The 16360-nt window shown below is 71.8% G+C and carries 9 protein-coding genes; 2 read left to right on the forward strand and 7 right to left on the reverse strand.

Going from position 1 to position 16360, the window contains the following annotated elements; translation table 11 throughout:
• Positions 1-9: 9 nt before the first annotated feature.
• From Pph01_RS38220 to Pph01_RS38245, 6 genes are all read right to left on the reverse strand, one after another.
• Positions 10-1140 (reverse strand): VWA domain-containing protein, encoded by a 1131-nt coding sequence (locus Pph01_RS38220; protein WP_204078130.1) that lies wholly within the window; start codon positions 1138-1140, stop codon positions 10-12.
• Positions 1140-3290: a DUF5682 family protein gene (locus tag Pph01_RS38225; protein ID WP_204078131.1), complete on the reverse strand. Its 2151-nt coding sequence runs from the start codon at positions 3288-3290 to the stop codon at positions 1140-1142. Before Pph01_RS38225 ends, Pph01_RS38220 begins: the two co-directional genes overlap by 1 nt.
• On the reverse strand, positions 3280-4347 hold the full coding sequence (locus Pph01_RS38230; RefSeq protein WP_204078132.1) for an ATP-binding protein: 1068 nt from the start codon (positions 4345-4347) through the stop codon (positions 3280-3282). Before Pph01_RS38230 ends, Pph01_RS38225 begins: the two co-directional genes overlap by 11 nt.
• Complete coding sequence (locus Pph01_RS38235; protein ID WP_239117333.1) at positions 4344-5696, reverse strand: DUF5691 domain-containing protein; 1353 nt, start codon at positions 5694-5696, stop codon at positions 4344-4346. Before Pph01_RS38235 ends, Pph01_RS38230 begins: the two co-directional genes overlap by 4 nt.
• A complete protein-coding gene (locus Pph01_RS38240; RefSeq protein WP_204078134.1) occupies positions 5693-7012 on the reverse strand; it encodes an SWIM zinc finger family protein in 1320 nt (439 codons plus the stop codon). The genes Pph01_RS38235 and Pph01_RS38240 overlap by 4 nt, the downstream gene beginning before the upstream one ends.
• 184 nt (positions 7013-7196) lie before the next feature.
• The gene (locus Pph01_RS38245; RefSeq protein WP_204078135.1) at positions 7197-8756 is read right to left on the reverse strand and encodes an MBL fold metallo-hydrolase; all 1560 of its coding nucleotides are present in this window, start codon (positions 8754-8756) and stop codon (positions 7197-7199) included.
• A gap of 250 nt (positions 8757-9006) precedes the next feature.
• On the opposite strand from Pph01_RS38245, the gene Pph01_RS43505 reads away from it, so the two are divergent.
• Positions 9007-11883 (forward strand): helix-turn-helix transcriptional regulator, encoded by a 2877-nt coding sequence (locus Pph01_RS43505; RefSeq protein WP_204078157.1) that lies wholly within the window; start codon positions 9007-9009, stop codon positions 11881-11883.
• Positions 11884-11921: 38 nt separating this feature from the next.
• Positions 11922-13427 (forward strand): aldehyde dehydrogenase family protein, encoded by a 1506-nt coding sequence (locus Pph01_RS38255; RefSeq protein ID WP_204078136.1) that lies wholly within the window; start codon positions 11922-11924, stop codon positions 13425-13427.
• Here the strand turns inward: Pph01_RS38255 and Pph01_RS38260 are convergent, their stop codons facing one another.
• Positions 13428-16358 carry an AAA family ATPase gene (locus Pph01_RS38260; RefSeq protein ID WP_204078137.1) on the reverse strand — a complete coding sequence of 977 codons (2931 nt, stop codon included), beginning with the start codon at positions 16356-16358 and terminating at the stop codon, positions 13428-13430. It lies immediately after the preceding gene.
• Positions 16359-16360 lie beyond the last annotated feature (2 nt).

Here is a 16360-nt window from a genome sequence, read left to right on the forward strand (position 1 = left end):
TCATGCACCTTACGAACGTCCGTCCGCGGGTGCCATCAGACGTTGGTCGTAGGACCTCCGCTCGATCGCCGCGGCCATGAGCTCGGGGAACGCGTCGGGCGTGCAGGCGAAAGCCGGCACCCCCATCTGGGCGAGGGCCGCCGCGTTGTCGTGGTCGTACTGTGGCGTCCCCTCGTCGGACAGGGCGAGCAGCACGATGACCTGGACGCCGGCGGTGGTCATCGCGGCCACCCGCCGTAACATCTCCTCGCGCACTCCGCCCTCGTAGAGGTCGCTGATCAGCAGGAAGATGGTGTCGGCGGGGCGGGTGATCAGGCCCTGGCAGTAGGCGACGGCGCGGTTGATGTCGGTGCCGCCGCCGAGCTGGGTGCCGAAGAGCACCTCGACCGGGTCGTGCAACTGGTCGGTGAGGTCGACGACCGCGGTGTCGAACACGACGAGCGAGGTCCGCAGCGACCGCATCGAGGCGAGCACGGCGGCGAAGACGCTCGCGTAGACCACCGAGGCCGCCATCGACCCGCTCTGGTCGACGCACACCACGACCTCCCGCTGGACGGCCTGCTGCCTGCGGCCGTAGCCCACCAGCCGGGACGGCACCACGGTGTTCCGCTCGGGCAGGTAGTTCTTCAGGTTGGCCGCGATGGTGCGGTTCCAGTCGATGTCGGCCACCCGTCTCGGCCGGTGGGTCCTGGCCGAGCGGTCGAGGGCGCCGGTGACGGCGGCTCGGGTCCGCCGCTCGAGCCTGGCCTCAAGCTCCCTCACCACCTTCCTGACGACCGCCCGAGCCGACTCCCGCGCCTTGTCCGGCATCACCCGGTTGAGCGACAGCAGCGTCCCGACGAGATGCACGTCGGGCTCGACGGCCTCCAGCATCTCCGGCTCCAGCAGGAGCCTGGTCAGGTTGAGACGCTCGATCGCGTCCTTCTGCATGATGTGGACGACGGTCGACGGGAAGTACTCCCTGATGTCCCCCAGCCACCTCGCCACGCGGGGCGCGGAGGCGCCGAGACCGGCGTCCCGTTCGTAGAGCGCCGACAACGCGGCGTCCATCCCGGCGTCCGGGCCCTGCAGCGTGCTCTGGAGCGCGCCCTCCGACGCGCCGCCGAGCACCAGCCTCCACCGGCGTGCCCGCTCGTCCATCACGCCCTCCCCAGGATTTCCAGAACGGTCCGTACGGCTCCCGCGGCCTGCTCCTCGTCGGCGTCGGACGCCTCGCGGGCGGGAACGGGAGCGCCGGAGCGAACGCGATCGCCGATCATGCGGCGCTCGGGCGGGGCGAAGGCCCCGAAGGTGCGCCGGAGCAGCGGCAGCACGTCGACGAACGCCACCGGCGGCAGTCCTGTGAGCCAGCCGTCCACGATCGCGAGCAGCCTCGGGTCGTGGACCAGCAGCAGTCCGCCGCCCGACAGGAAGCCCTCCATCCACGCGGCGGCCCGCTCGGGCGGATTGCCGGACGACATCGCCCGCGCCATGCGGACGGACACGTCGTCCACGCTCGCGTCGGCGTCGAAGAGGATGCGCACGATCCGGCCCTCGATGATGCCCGGCAGCCCGGTGCGGCGGGCCAGGTTCGCGAGCGTCGCCTGCCACAGGTCGCTCCCGAGTAGTCCCACCGCGCTGTGGACTCCGTCGATCAGGCCGGTCATCTGCCGCGCCGAGTCGTCGTCGAGCCCGGTCAGCGCGGGCGCCAGGCCGGCGCAGATCCGCGCGAGCAGCGAGTCGGTTATCGCGGCGAGACCGCCGGTCCCGCGCACGTCTCCGTAGCGCTGTGCCCGGACGAGCGCGGGCAGGGCCGCCATGAGGTGCGAAACCTGCCCGTCGAGCGCGGCCTTGTCCTTGATCGCCTGCAGGATGCCGGGCAGGGCGGCGGTCAGGTCGGCGAGCAGGCACCGCTCGACGAGCGAGGTCAGGTCGGCCAGCGACGCGTCCTCCCGCGCCGCGAGCTCCCCGGCCCGGGCGGCCGCCGCGTCGTCGACGGTGACCCCCCAGGGGGCCGCCTCGATGAGCGCCACGTCGAACTCCGGGCGCCACTCCAGCGTCCACGACTCCCTGAAGGTGCCCTTCCCGCGGGTCTGCCGCGTCGTCCCCCACGGCACGCCGATCATGTTCAGCCGGTGCAGGAGGCGGCTTCGCCCGAGGTCGAGCGGCTTGCGCAGGTCGAGGTCGTGCTCGCGGGCGAGCGCCTCGGGCTTGAGGCGCAACCGCCGTTGCTCCTCCCGTAGGTGCCGTTGCAGCGGGACCATCGGGGTGGAGCCCGGCACACCGCCGAGCCGCTCCCCCACGACCATGCGGCGCTGAATCAGCTCCACGGGCAGGTCGTCGCCTTCGCACAACACCGCCCTGGCGGCCTCCGTCACCTCCGAAAGCCCCGCGAGGGGCCGGCCACGGAGCCCGGCCAGGCCCTGCGCGAGCCGTACGGACTCGATCACGTGGGCGGAGGAGACCGGCAGTCCCTCTTCGCGCAGTACCGCGGCGGCCCCGGCCAGCCAGCGCTCGACGGGACGGTCGGGAGCGGAGAACAGGTGGTCGTACCAGCCCGGCGAGGCGACGCCCGCGCCGTATCCGCTGCGGGCGGCCAGCCGTCCGTGCGTCCACGGCACCCAGGTCATGTCGACCTTGACCTTGGGGATGCCCCGCAGCAGTCGCTCGTCCTGCGCCGCGGGAGGCAGGTGGGTCAGCGCGGGGACGTGCCACGCGCCGCAGACGACGGCGACGGAGCCGAACCCGTCCTTGAGCGCGTTGCGTAACGCCCGGCGCATGGCGGCCTCGCGCAGCGCCTCGGTGCCGGTCGGCTCGTGTCCCTCTCTGAGGGCGGCCATCGCCTCGGCGACCGCGTGGAGGGTCCCTGTCTCTCCGCGATGCTCGACGACGTCGTCCCACCAGCGCTCGGGATCGTCGTACCCGGCGGCCCGCGCGAGCTCTCCGATCGGGTCGAGCCGCGCGTGCTCCTCCCCCTCCTCCTCGGGCAGGGCGAGGCTGTGGGCGGCGGGCAGGTCGCAGAAGCGCACCTCGACGCCCGCCTCCCGTGCGTAGGCGATGGCCTGCCATTCGGGCGAGAACACCGCGAACGGCCAGAAGGCGGCGCGTCCCTGCGCGTGCGCCAGGAGCGCGACGGGGGGTTCCATCTCGGGATCTCCCGCCAGCGCCACGAGGGGGTCGGCCTCCGGCGGCCCCTCGATGAGGACGACGTCCGGCCGCAGCCGTTCGAGTTCGGCGCGAACGGCCTTCGCCGAGCCTGGACCGTGGTGCCGGACGCCCAGGATCGACGGCGCGGCGACCTCAGCCCGCATCGCGGCAGGCCCGGTAGAAGTCGCGCCAGTCGTCGCGGTCGCGGACCACGGCCTCGAGGTACTCCTGCCAGACCACCCGGTCGGCCACCGGATCCTGGATGACCGCGCCGACGATCCCGCCCGCGATGTCGGCGGGGCGGAGCACCCCGTCGCCGAAGTGGGCCGCGAGGGCGATCCCACTGGTCACCACCGAGATCGCCTCGGCGGTGCTCAGCGTGCCGCTCGGCGACTTGACCTTGGTCCGCCCGTCCGACGTCACTCCGGAGCGGAGCTCGCGGAAGACCGTGACCACGCGGCGGATCTCCTCCATGCCTGCCGGGGTCTCGGGCAGCTCCAGCGAGCGGCCCAGCTGGGCGACCCGCCGGGACACGATCTCCACCTCTTCCTCGGCGCTCGCGGGAACGGGCAGCACGACGGTGTTGAAGCGCCTGCGCAGCGCGCTCGACAGGTCGTTGACGCCCCGGTCCCTGTCGTTGGCCGTGGCGATGACGTTGAAGCCCTTGGCCGCCTGGACCTCCTCGTTGAGCTCGGGGATGGGCAGCGTCTTCTCGGACAGGACCGTGATCAGCGCGTCCTGGACGTCGGAGGGCATCCGGGTGAGCTCCTCCACCCGGGCCAGGCGACCCTCGGCCATCGCCCTCATCACCGGGCTCGGCGTCATCGCCCCGCGGGAGGGGCCCTCCGACAGGAGGCGCGCGTAGTTCCACCCGTAGCGGATGGCCTCCTCGGCCGTGCCCGCCGTCCCCTGGACGAGCAGGGTCGAGTCACCGCTGACGGCGGCGGCGAGATGCTCGGAGAGCCAGGTCTTCGCGGTGCCGGGCACGCCGAGCAGGAGCAGCGCCCGGTCGGTCGCCAGGGTGGCCACCGCGACCTCGACGATCCGCCGCGGGCCGATGTACTTGGGCGTGATCTGGTCGCCGTCCCCGAGGATGTACGTGGTCACCGCCCACGGGGAGAGCCGCCAGCCGGGCGGGCGCGGCCGGTCGTCGTCCTTGGCGAGGACGGCCAGCTCCTCGGCGTACAGGTCTTCCGCGTGGGGGCGCAGGACGGTGGTCACGAAAGCTCCTTCGACATGTCATGCCGGAACCGCAAGGTGGCGGCCAGCTCGGGGATCTCCTGGACGTGGCCGTGCATCGCCGGGTCGAGCCGTTCGCCCGCCAGCCGGATCAGCTCGCCGGCGTTCCACGGCTGCGTCCCGGACGTCTCCACGATCTTCTTGAGTACGGCCCTGGCCAGCCGGGGACCCCACGGTCTGGCCACACCGCCCAACATCATGATCATCTGTCCGTCGACGGGGTGCCGGGCGACCAGCTCGGCGGCCCTGGCGGACTGCTCCTCCGGCGGGAGCACGGCCAGCAGGTCGGTCAGCGGCTCGACCTCGAACAGGGCGCGGGCCCATCGCGGGTCGTGCTGGAGGATGGCCGCGCGGGTCCAGCCCATCGCGACCTCCCGGGCCCAGTCACCGATCTTCGACTGGACGACGTCTTCCGGGCTCCGCCCCAGATGGCCGGTCCAGAAGGTCAGGGGCGTGCGGGCGATCACCTGCTGCAGCCACCAGCCGCGCTGCGCCGTGCCCGCGGGGGGCCGGGGCCGCACGCCGTCGCGCTCCATCGTGCTGTCGCACGCCTTCGGCGGATCCGCTCGCAGGCCGCCGCCGTCCGCGACGAGGAGCCTGGCGGCCCGTCCGGCCATCCGCCGGGCCAGCCGCGACTCGGGGAGCCGCGTCAGAAGGTCTGCGGCTGCCTGGCGCACCTCCCGCCTGCGGTCGTCGAGCGCCGCCTCCAGGAACGGCTCGTCGTCCATGCCGAGACGCTCCGACAGGACGAGCACGAACGCCGCCCGGTCTTCGGGCGTCTCCTTCTCCCAGCCCTGTTCGAGCAGCTCACGAGCCTGACCGGGGGCGGTCGCGCGCAACGCGGTGAGGTAAACCCTCCGGTCGCCGCTGGTGCCGAACTCCCACACGTCGCCGGAGGGCAGGTCGGCCGCCTCGGCCAGGAGATAGCGCCACGAGGAGTTGAGCTCGGCGAGCCAACGGCCGCGGGCGCCGGTGAGCGCGCCCAAATGCGATCGGATCGACCGGTCGCGCGCGCCGAGGTCGAGGAGCCCGGGGATCAGGTGGGCGGGCACCCGCACACCGATCGCCGCGGCCGCCTCCAGCCACTCGGGCAGCAGCCGCGCCTGGTCGCCTCCCAGCATGCGGGCGAGCCGGTCACCGGCGGCGCGGGAAGCGAGCGGGCGCGTCTCCTCCATTGCGGGCGCGGGCGGGCGGTCCGGGTGGGTCCGCCGGCCGGCCCGCGCCCGCACCACCTCCACGGCCGCGTGCTCCAGCACCTCGCCGGGAGACGCGGAACGGCGGTCGGCCCCCACCAGGGCGGTGGAGACCAGGTCCTCCCAGGACGTGCTCACAGCCGGACCACCTGGCTCTCCTCGTCCCATACGGTCAGCGGGCGCGACCCGCGCGGCGTCCATTCGGCGGCGACCGTCACCGGGTGACCGCCGGACACGGCCAGCAGCCGCCAGAGCGCCCCGCCGGCCGGGTGCAGCGGGAGCCCGTTCCCGTCCTCGTCCATGAGGCTCTCCTTGGACGGGATCACGCCTTCGAGGACGACGGGCCAGGAGTCGGCCCACGGGTCGCCGGCCAAGACCTCGGCGATCCGGCCCGGCACCTGGGAGAGCCTCGTTCCGGCCGGGCGGGCGGCGGCCACCGGCCCGTGCCGCTCCGCGACGACCGCACGCAGCGGGGACGCCCCGGGGTAGTACGCCAGGCTTGCGTCGACGGCCGTCCCGGTGACGAGCGACGCGTCGAGGGCCTGGCCGATCGGCGCGAACGACAACACCAGCGCGACGCGGCCGGTCGCCCTGCCCTGCATCCAGATCCGGCGCGCGACCAGCCGATCCTGCTCCTCGTCCCTGCCGCCGACCACGTCCCATTCGTCCCTGACCCACGGCGTGGCGAGGACGTCCTCCCTGGTGATCGGGAATCCGACCCGTGACCGGACGGTCTCCGCGAGGCCCGCGGGAAGCTCGGCCGTCCGCCGATGCGCGACGGCGAGCAGATGAATCAAGGCGTACTCCTCCAGCAGGAGGCCGGGCCAGTCCTCCTCGCCCAGCACGCGGGACAGCCGGGACACCGAGCCGGCGACTCCCGGCGCCTGCGCGTCCACGAGGCGCCTGCCGAGCTCGTCCCAGTCGGCGAGGCCGGTCTGCGGCGCACCCGCGATCCCCTGCGCGATCTGGTCGGTCAGCCAGCGCTCCAGCTCGGACAGACCGGCGCTCACCCTGGTCTCCCGCTGGGCGGAGCCACCCGAGGAGCGGGCCGCCTTCGCGGGTGCGCTCCGCTCCCGCCCGTCTCGCTTCTCCTGCTTCTCCTGCTTCTCCTGCTTGTCCGCCCGGCTGCGCCGTTGCTCGAGCCATTCGGCCGCCCATCCGGCGGGCTCGCCGCCGTCGGGCACTCCGTCCGACGCCCACAGCAGCAGGAGCCCCAGCGCGTGCTTGCAGGGGAACTTCCTGCTCGGGCAACTGCACTTGTAGGCCGGTTCGGACAGGTCGACGCACGCCCGGTACGGCGTGGCGCCACTGCCCTTGCACTCGCCCCAGACCACGTCGGGGAGGGCACCGCTGCCCGACCACTTCCCCGGCGCGCTCACACCGGTCGCCGCCTTCTGCGACGCCGCGTCGGGGGCCAGGGAGAGCACCTGGTCGCGGCTCCACCGTTCGATCACGCGCCGCACACTAGCCACTCCCGCCGACAAATCCGCAAAGCGTCGCGCAGGTAGCCGCACGATGTCGTCGATGCACCTGTCGGCGGAGTCATCGGGGCCGGCAGTGCGAGCGCGGATCGTGCCGGCATGTGCGTTGCCGGGGGCGGCTACCGCGCAGGTGTCAGGGCAGCTTCCTAAGACGCGGTCAGTCCAACCGGCGCGTCGGCAGCGGGTCGCAGCGGGCATTGATGCAGGCCCCGGTCTCCAGATCGAACTCGAGGTTGTGACCCAGACAGCGCAGTTTCCCGTCCTCGACGATGCCTCCGATGGTCAGGTCGGCTCCCGCATGCGGGCAGTAGCGCGCGATCTCATACCTCTGACCGCCGTCCTCCACGACGATGCGCTCGGACTCGTCCCGCCCGGTTTCGTACGCCTCCACGGCGTCGAGTGCCACGGCGTCGGCGAACTTGAGGAAGGTGATCAGATAGCTGTTGTGGACGTCGGGGTCACGATCGAGCTCGACCCGTAGCGAGAGGAAGAGGTCCTCCCAGCCCGCGCGCTCGGTCAGTACAGCGTCCACCCATCGTCCCGCGACCTTGATCTGGTATTCCACCCGGGCTGACGGGTCGGCGTGGACCACATCGATCCCCTCGGGGGTGATGCGCACGTCCCAGAGTCCTCCGGCGTCGCCGCTGACCTCGAACCGCACGGTCATGTCAATGCGCGTCAGGAAATACGGGCTCAGCATGCCCAGCTTGGCGAAATAGGCGGCGAACCGCTCATACAGATCGCCCTCCGGCTCCGGATGCTCGTCCTTGAAGTGGCGGATCTGTTCCGCGCGATCCTCCGCGTACCGCGCCAGATAGTCCTCGCGGCCCGTCGAGTAATCGAACTTGGCCGAGATCGGATCGCGCGTCACGGCACAGGTGTCCAGGTCGAGAGCGTCGCCCGGCCTGAAGTCCACCCACCGCTGCCGTGGAAGGTGCTCGCTCAGCCATGCGACCGCCGCCTCGGCGTCGATGAAGGCTCCGTCCTCTTGCCGCAGCACCCAGTTGTGCTGGAAGAGCTCGGGATCGAGGAAACACGGCGGCCCGGCGAACGGAACCGCGAGCTCCGGGCCCGTCGCGCGCACGAGCCGTTGGACTCCGCGGAGCTTGGCGACGCGCTTCTCCATCGCTATCCGGCGGATCTCGTCCGGAGGGTAGGCGTAGCACATCGGGTGCCAGGACGCACCCGCCGCCTGGAGCAGCATCAGATCGATGCGCCCTCCCACAAGATGCTTGGCTCGCCTCGCCTGTTCTGCGGTGAGCATCGCGTCGTTGCAGTTGAGCACCGCCCGCCCGGCCAGGGAGAACAGCAGTGCGGCGTCGTGGTAGCGCGGTGACGGCTCAGGAATCGCCATCACCCAGGCGCCGCTCTCTCCCAGCGGGTACTTCTCCCACGGCTCCAGTTCCGTGATGGGGTTCGCGCAGACGCCCGACAGCAGATCGCGGAAGATCGGCGCCGGATACCTCGGGATCAGTACGCGGGTCCGGCGCGGCAGCCGCTCTATGACGTGCGGATCGAAGTGGTCCGCGTGCTCGTGGGAGATCACCAGGTAGTCGACGTCGACCAGCCGCGTCAGGTCGAGGTGATCGTTCCTCGGGTACGGGAACCACGAGCCGAGGAAGGCTCCCGACGGGGAGAACCAGGGATCGACGAGAACCCTGAGACCTTCCGCTTCGATCGCCATTCCCGCGTGTCCCAGATAGGTGATGCCGGTCACTGCCGCACTCCCCGGATCGGGCACACCGGCATCACGCCGTTGCCGCCATCTTGCGTAGGTGAAGTCCTGTGTCCGCCTGCCATCTCCGTCGATGCGCACAGCGTTGCGCTGCCACAGCCTTGCCCAGGCACCGCCGTCCACGACTCGATCGCCACCTCGATTGGCGTACGCAGCCGAAAGTTAGGACCGTCGTTTGCCGTGATCCGCTGGCCTGCTCCCGTCGGGGCCACGTGACATACTCACGATCGTGATGGCGCGAACGGGGCGAACCGCGCTGATCGGGCGTTCCGCGGAGCTCGACCAGCTGACAGGGGTGCTCGACGCCGCCGCCAGCGGGCTCGCGGGTGTCGCACTCGTCGGCGGCGACGCGGGCATCGGCAAGACCCGGCTCATCGCCGAGCTGTGCGAACGCGCCCGCCAGCGGGGTTTCGTCTCACTCGTCGGCCAGTGCGCGGAGCTCGGCGACGCGTTGCCGTACATGCCGCTGGCGGACGCCCTCCGCGGAGCCATGGCGGAGCCCGACGGCCCGGCGGCGCGGGCGATCAGGGCCCGGCCCGTCCTCGAGCGCCTCCTGCCGGGAGGCGACCCCGGCTCCGCCGACCTGACGACGGGTGCGCTCGCACAGCAACGGCTGTTCGGCTCGGTGCTCGACATGCTGGCCGAGGTCGCCTCCGAGCGGCCCGTCCTGTTCGTGGTCGAGGACCTCCACTGGGCCGACCACTCCACCCGCGACCTGCTGGTCTTCCTCACCCGCATGCTGCAGCGCGAACGCGTCTGCCTGGTCGGGACCTACCGGAGCGACGACCTGCACCGGCGTCATCCGCTGCGCCCCGTGCTGGTCCAGCTCCAGCGGCTGCCGCTGGTCACGTCCGTCGAGCTGCGCCCGCTCGGGAACGACTCCATGGCCGAATACCTGCTCGCCCTCGACGAGACCGACATCGGCGTGATCGGCGGCGTGGTGGAGCGGGCCGGGGGCAACCCGTTCTTCGCCGAGGAACTGCTGGCCGCCTCGGCCGACCACACCCGCCTTCCCGGCACGCTGTCCGATCTCCTGCTGGCCCGCGTGGAGTCGCTGCCCGACACGGCGGGACAGGTGCTCCGGGTCGCCGCCGTCGCAGGCCGCGGGGTCGGCCACGACCTGCTCCGCGACGCCACGGGCCTGGACGACCTGCCGCTCGAGGAGGCACTGCGCGAGATCGTCTCCCGCGGGCTGCTCACGGCCAGCAGGGACGGCTACGTCTTCCGCCACGCCCTGCTCCAGGAGGCCGTGTACGACGACCTGCTCCCCGGTGAGCGGACCCGGCTGCACGCGACGTTCGCCGAGCTGCTGGCCGGGCGGGGGGACTCCCCTGCCGAGCTGGCCCACCACCACCTGGCGAGCCACGACCTTCCGGGCGCGTTCAGGTCCTCGGTCGAGGCGGCCCGTCTGGCGGCCGAGCTGGGCGCCCCCGCCGAGGCGCACCGGCATTTCGAGCGGGCCCTCGAAATATGGGACAAGGTGGCCGACGCCGAGGATCTCGCCGGCGAGACGAGGGCGCGGCTCGCGCTGGACAGCGCCGCGGCGGCGGCCGCGAGCGGCGAGTACCGGAGGGCGATCTCCCAGCTCCAGGGGTTACGCCGGCTGGCCGACGATCCGGTCCTCATCGCCGAGACCGACGAGCGGATCGCCTACTACCGCATCGACTCCGACGACGAGCTGGCGGGACTGGCGGAGACGGCTTGCGAGGCGGTGGACCTGGCACCCGAGAGCCCGCTGCTCGCCCAGGCCCTCGCCACCTACGCCCGCGTCCTGTGGCGGGCCTACCGGGTCGACGAGGCGATCGCCACCGCGACCCGGGCGCTGGCGGTGGCCCGGGCGACCTCGGCACGCGACGCCGAGACGAGCGCGCTGGTCACCCTGGCCGTCATCGAGGAGACGACGGGGACGGCGGCGCGCGCCGCGGAGCTGTTGGCAGACGCCACCCGGCAGACGTCCGGCGACCTGTCGATCGACCTGCGCGCCTGCTTCACCGAAGCGCGCGTGCAGTACGAGCAGGGTCATCTCGTCGTGGCGGCCCGGTCCGCGGCGCGCGGCGTACGGCTGGCCCGCGAGAACGGCCTCATCTGGAGCACCTACGGGACCGATCTGCGGTTCCTCCAGTACCTGGTGCACTTCGCCGACGGCGACTGGGACGCGGCCGAGCGGCTGGCGGGCGACTTCGGCATCCGGGTGGGCACGAGGGCGGAGGCGGTCCTGTCGTCCTTCGCCCTGTTCGTCGAGGTCGCCCGGGGCCGGTCGGCGGCCGCCGAGCGGCTGAGGTGGCTCGCCGGCTTCTGGTCCGACGAGCTCGTCAGCTACATGAGCCGCTGCCTGGCGGCCGAGCAGGCGCTGTGGCGAGGCGACCCGGAGGCCGCGCTCGAGCACGTCACCGCGGTCATGAACCTCATCGAGCCGTTCGATCCCGGCCTCATCCGGGTCGCGGCGACCGGCCTGTGGGCCCTCGCCGACCGGCGCGGAGACGGCGATCACGCCCTGGCGGACGACCTGGTCGAGCGTGCCCGGTGGGCCGCCGCCAACAGCCCCTCCGGCCCCCGGGCCGAGATCGGTCCCGAAGGCGGCGCCTGGCTGGCCCGGGCGGAGGCCGAGTGGCGCCGCGTCAGGGGCACGGCCGACCCGGCCGTCTGGCGCGAGGCCACCGAGGCGTTCGGGTTCGGCTTCGTCTACGAGGAGGCCCGGTCCCGGTGGCGGCTGGCGGAGGCCCTGCTCGAGGCGGGTGACCGGGAGGCCGCACAGGCCGAATGGGCCGCGGCGTCGGAGGTGGCCGACCGGCTGGGAGCCGAGCCGTTCCGGGGGGCCCTGGCCGAGCTGGGCCGCCGTGCCCGGTTCACCGAGGCGGGCCATGACTCCGGTGACCCCGGCGGGCCGCTCGCGACGCTGACCGGCCGGGAACGCGAGGTCCTCGCCCATGTCGCGGCGGGGCTGGCGAACCGGGAGATCGGTGAGCTCCTGTTCATCTCGCAGAAGACGGTCAGCGTGCACGTCTCCAACATCCTCGCCAAGCTCGGCGTGACCAGTCGTACCCAGGCCGCCGCGGTCGCCCACCGTGCCGGGATGGCCAACGACACGGGCGCCGGAAATACTGTGTAATCAGAACTCCAGGCAGGAAATCATTCCGGAGGTCAACGGTGACTCTGCAGATCGTTTCCGTCATCGGCGGCAAGGACGGCCCAGCAGGCACGCCGTACGCGTCGGTCAACCCGGCGCGGCCGGAGGAGACGGTCGCGACCGTCCAGCTGGCGGGCGCGGACGTGTTCGCCGACGCCTGCCGTACGGCCGCCGTGGCCCAGCGGGAGTGGGCCGCCGTCCCCGCGCCCGTGCGCGGCCGGGTGATCGCGTCGATCGGGCGGCTCGTCGAGGCCAACGCCGAGACGCTCGCGCGGCTGGTCACCCAGGAGATCGGCAAGCCGTACGCCGAGGCGCTGGGCGAGGTCCGCGAGATCGTCGACACCTGTGACTTCTTCCTCGGGGAGGGCCGCCGCCTCTACGGTCAGACGGTCCCGTCGGAGATGCCGGACAAGAGCCTGTTCACCTTCCGGGTGCCGGTCGGCGTCGCCGCGGTCGTCACCGCGGGGAACTTCCCCGTGGCCGTGCCGTCCTGGTATCTCGTGCCCGCCCTGCTGTGCGGCAACGCCGTGGTCTGGAAGCCCGCCGAGTACGCCGCGGCCTCCGCCCACGCGCTCTACCGGCTCTTCAACGCGGCGGGCCTGCCGGACGGCGTGCTCAACATCGTCTTCGCCGACGGCCCCCGCACCTACGAGGGTCTCGACAGGGCGCTCGGCGAGGGCACCGTCCACAAGGTGGGCTTCACGGGCTCCACCGCCGTCGGACGCACCATCGGCGAGCTGTGCGGCCGTCACCTCCAGTCGCCCTGCCTCGAGCTGGGCGGCAAGAACCCCATGGTCGTCATGCCCGACGCCGACCTCGACCTCGCCGTCGAGGGCGCCCTGTTCGCCGGCTTCGGCACGGCGGGCCAGCGGTGCACGTCCCTCGGCACGGTGATCGCCCACGAGGACGTCCACGACGAGTTCGTGGCCCGGTTCGCGGCGGCCGTACGGTCCGCGAAGATCGGTGACCCGAACGGCGACGTGCTGTACGGCCCGATGCTCGACCACAAGTTCGCGGAGCGGTACGAGGAGTACCTGACCTGGATCGAGCCGCACCACACCGTGCTGCCCGGCCCGACGGGCCGCATGGAGGGCGACGGCCTCTTCTACCACCCGGTGATCGTCGACGGGGTCCGTGCCGATGACCGGCTCTTCATGGAGGAGACGTTCGGCCCGATCGTGGGCGTGACGACCTTCTCCACCATGGACGAGGCGATCGAGCTGGCCAACAGGCCCGGCTACGGGTTGTCGTCGTCGATCTACACGACCGACCCGCAGGCGGTCTTCCGCTTCAGGTCCGGCGTCTCGGCGGGCATGGTCAGCGTGAACAACTCGACGTCGGGCGCGGAGGCCCACCTGCCGTTCGGCGGGAACGGCAAGTCGGGCAACGGCAGCCGGCAGAGCGGCATGTGGGTGCTCGACCAGTTCACCCGCTGGCAATCGATGAACTGGGACTACTCGGGCCGACTGCAGAAGGCCCAGATGGACGTGACCGAGATCACGCCCGATCTGGGCTTCCGCCTCTGATCAACCGTTGTCCGGGCCTCGGCGGCCGTCGTAGCCGAGCAGCCGCATCGCGACCTCCGGATCCATGGCCGCGGCGAGCAGCTGGGCGCGCTCGGCCGCGAGGTCCCGGGCCCGTTCGGCGCGCGTGCGTTCCGCCTTGTGCCTGTGGATCACGGCGGCCGTGACGGCGACGGCGCCGACCAGCGCGACGAGCGCGACGATGAGCACCAGCACGGTGGTCCTGGACAGCGACCCGGGGGCGACGGCCGTCTGCGGCTGCCCGCCTCCGAGGTACACCACCCCGGCCAGGACGATGAGCACCAGGACCACGAGCCCGCCCACGAACGCCCACAGCAGGCCGGACGGCTTCGTCCGGTCGGCGGGAGCGGCGGGCTGCGGCATGGCGGGACCGCCAGGAGGCGGCCCGCCGTTCCAGGGGACGAAGTCCGGCTGGATCACGAACCCGGCGCCGTTGGCGTTCGGCGGGGCGAACACCGCGGGCGTGGCGCCGCTCACCGGCGCCACCGCGGTGGAGGTGGTCGCGGTGGCCGGCTCCAGCTCCAGGACCCGGCTCTCCACCGCGACCGGCAGTTCGACCTCGACGTGACTGTGGGTGCGGTGGGCCTCCGCGGCGGCGACGTGGTAGGTCTCGATCTCGTCGTAGAACGAGTCGGAGGTGTAGACGCTGCCGTCGATGAGCGGGCCCCGGGTGCTCTCGATGACCGCGACGACGTCCTCGCCGTCGAGCGTCTTGTGCGTCTCCAGGGCGTGGGCGACGCACAGCACCTCACGGCGGTTCTCCCGCAGCAGCGCCTCGGTCCTGGCCAGGAGCCGGACGAGGTTGTGCTCGATGCGCTCGCCCAGCATGTCCGGCACGATGTCGTCGCGCCGCGAGGTCGGCTCGTTCCCGGAGCCCGCCCCTCCCTCGCCGGTCTTGGGCTTCTGCACCGGCTTGCCCGCCATGATCTGGAGCTCCTGCAGCGCGGGCAGTGACGAGACTCCGACGCCCATGCCCCAGTAGGACTCCATGAGCCCGGTGACGTAGGTGGCGGAGGTCAGGTCGCCGGAGACGCCCGAGGAGTTGTCGTCGGAGAAGAACATGCGCTCTCCGGCGAGGGACGCCAGGGAGACCATGACGTCCGCCTCGTACTCCGAGCGCCATCCCGTGAACTGGTCCTCCGGCTTGATGCTGGAGACCATGCCCAGGTAGTCGGCGCCCTTCTCGATGGTGGCGAGGTCGATCTCGAGGTGGTGCCGCGTCCGGTAGGCGACCACCGCGTGGCACGCCTCGTGCACGGCCACCGCGTGCCGTTCGCGCTCGATGTACTCGACGTTCTCCGGCGGGCCGAGTTGCTTGAGGCGCTTGGCGCGCACGACGTCCGACCACTGGATGATCTCGCGGCCGTCCCGGATCGCGTTGATCAGGGACTCGTTGACCAGGTCCTTGATGGTCGCGCCGGTGGCGTACGGCGTGATGGTGGCCAGCTTGTCGATCTGGGCCTCGGTGAGCTGGTGCTGCACCTTGTCGAAGTAGCCCTCGTAGGTGCGGATGCGGCCGGCCTTCGACGGATAGCCCACCTTGTAGATGCGGTCGATGCGGCCGGGCCGCAGCAGCGCCTCGTCGAGGGCGTTGGGCATGTTGGTGGCCATCATGACGAGGATCCGGTACTTGGGCGGCGGCTTGGGACGCATGCCCAGCAGCCTCCGAACGTGCCGGTTGACGATCCCGCGCGGCTTCTTCAGACCGGACAGCTCGGTCAGCAGCGCCTGGAGGGTCCCCGGGTCGCCTCCACCGCCGCCCATCATGTTGCCGCCCATGAAGAACCGGCTGCGCGTGGTCGGCTGCCCTTCGTCCTGCAGCCCGTTCAGCGACTGCCGGGCGATCATCGAGCGGACGTCCTCCGACAGGTAGGAGAAGCCGTGGCAGCCGGCGTGCGCGCCGAACCGGCCCTGCCCCTGGGGGCCCTGCTGGGCGAGGCTGCCGCGCCGGCCGAGGGAGTCGGCCTCGTCGAAGAAGACGATGACGCCGCCGTACCGCAGGGCGAGCTTGCGCAGCTTCCGGAACAGCGACTTCACCTTCAGGATGCCGATGCCCATGAACATGTTGACGAACGCGCCCGGGTCCACGAAGACGTACGGCTTGCCGGTCTCCCCCGCCACGGCCTCGGCCATGAGGGTCTTGCCGGTTCCCGGCGGCCCCCACAGGAGCAGGCCGCTCGGCACGTAGCCGCCCTTCTCCTCGATGGCGTCGGGCCGCTCCAGGAAGACGATGTTCTCCTTGACCCGCTCGACGACGTGGTCCTGGCCCCAGACGTCGGTGAACCGGGTCTTGATGTCGTCGGGGAAGTAGGTCTCGACGCCGCCGCGCGACAGCAGCCAGAACAGGCCGATGAACTGGAAGGCGATGAAGAAGAACGCGAAGGCCAGCTGCGCGGCGTACGGCAGGGCGCTCCAGAGCAGCTGCGGCGCCTTGAACAGCGCGAGCACGGGCGAGGTGTCGAGGACGGCGGCGAGCACCAGGGCGAGGACCGCGATCCAGAACAGCCACTTGAGCAGACGCGCCATGCGGAAGCGGTTCCAGTCGCTGAAGCGCCTCTTGCTCCAGCGGTCGGTGCCGCCGAAGACCTTGTGCGTCCAGAACCGGTGATAGCCGGCCGACCGTTCGCTGATCAGGAAGTGCGCCTGGCGGACGACCTCGAGCCCCATCAGGACGAAGATCCACGGCCTCTCCCGGGCCGTCACCACCAGGGCGTCGGAGAACGACATGATGCCGTCGAAGGACACCACGTTGTACCAGACGAGGACCAGGTAGATGATCGCGAAGATCACCAGGAACTTGGCCCGGTCCCACAGGGAGATCTTCTTACGGGTCTTGGAGTCTCTGTCGTCGGGTCCCGAGCCGGGCGGGCGCAGCCCCTCCGGGTGGACGTGCGGCGGTGGCGCCGTGTTCATAT

This window comes from Planotetraspora phitsanulokensis (assembly GCF_016863295.1).
Classification (GTDB): domain Bacteria; phylum Actinomycetota; class Actinomycetes; order Streptosporangiales; family Streptosporangiaceae; genus Planotetraspora; species Planotetraspora phitsanulokensis.

Coding starts and splice junctions, on each gene's coding strand:
- Pph01_RS38220 (WP_204078130.1), bottom strand. CDS start 1,140: ATGGACGAGCGGGCACGCCGGTGGAGGCTGGTGCTCGGCGGCGCGTCG.
- Pph01_RS38225 (WP_204078131.1), bottom strand. CDS start 3,290: ATGCGGGCTGAGGTCGCCGCGCCGTCGATCCTGGGCGTCCGGCACCAC.
- Pph01_RS43505 (WP_204078157.1), top strand. CDS start 9,007: ATGGCGCGAACGGGGCGAACCGCGCTGATCGGGCGTTCCGCGGAGCTC.
- Pph01_RS38260 (WP_204078137.1), bottom strand. CDS start 16,358: ATGAACACGGCGCCACCGCCGCACGTCCACCCGGAGGGGCTGCGCCCG.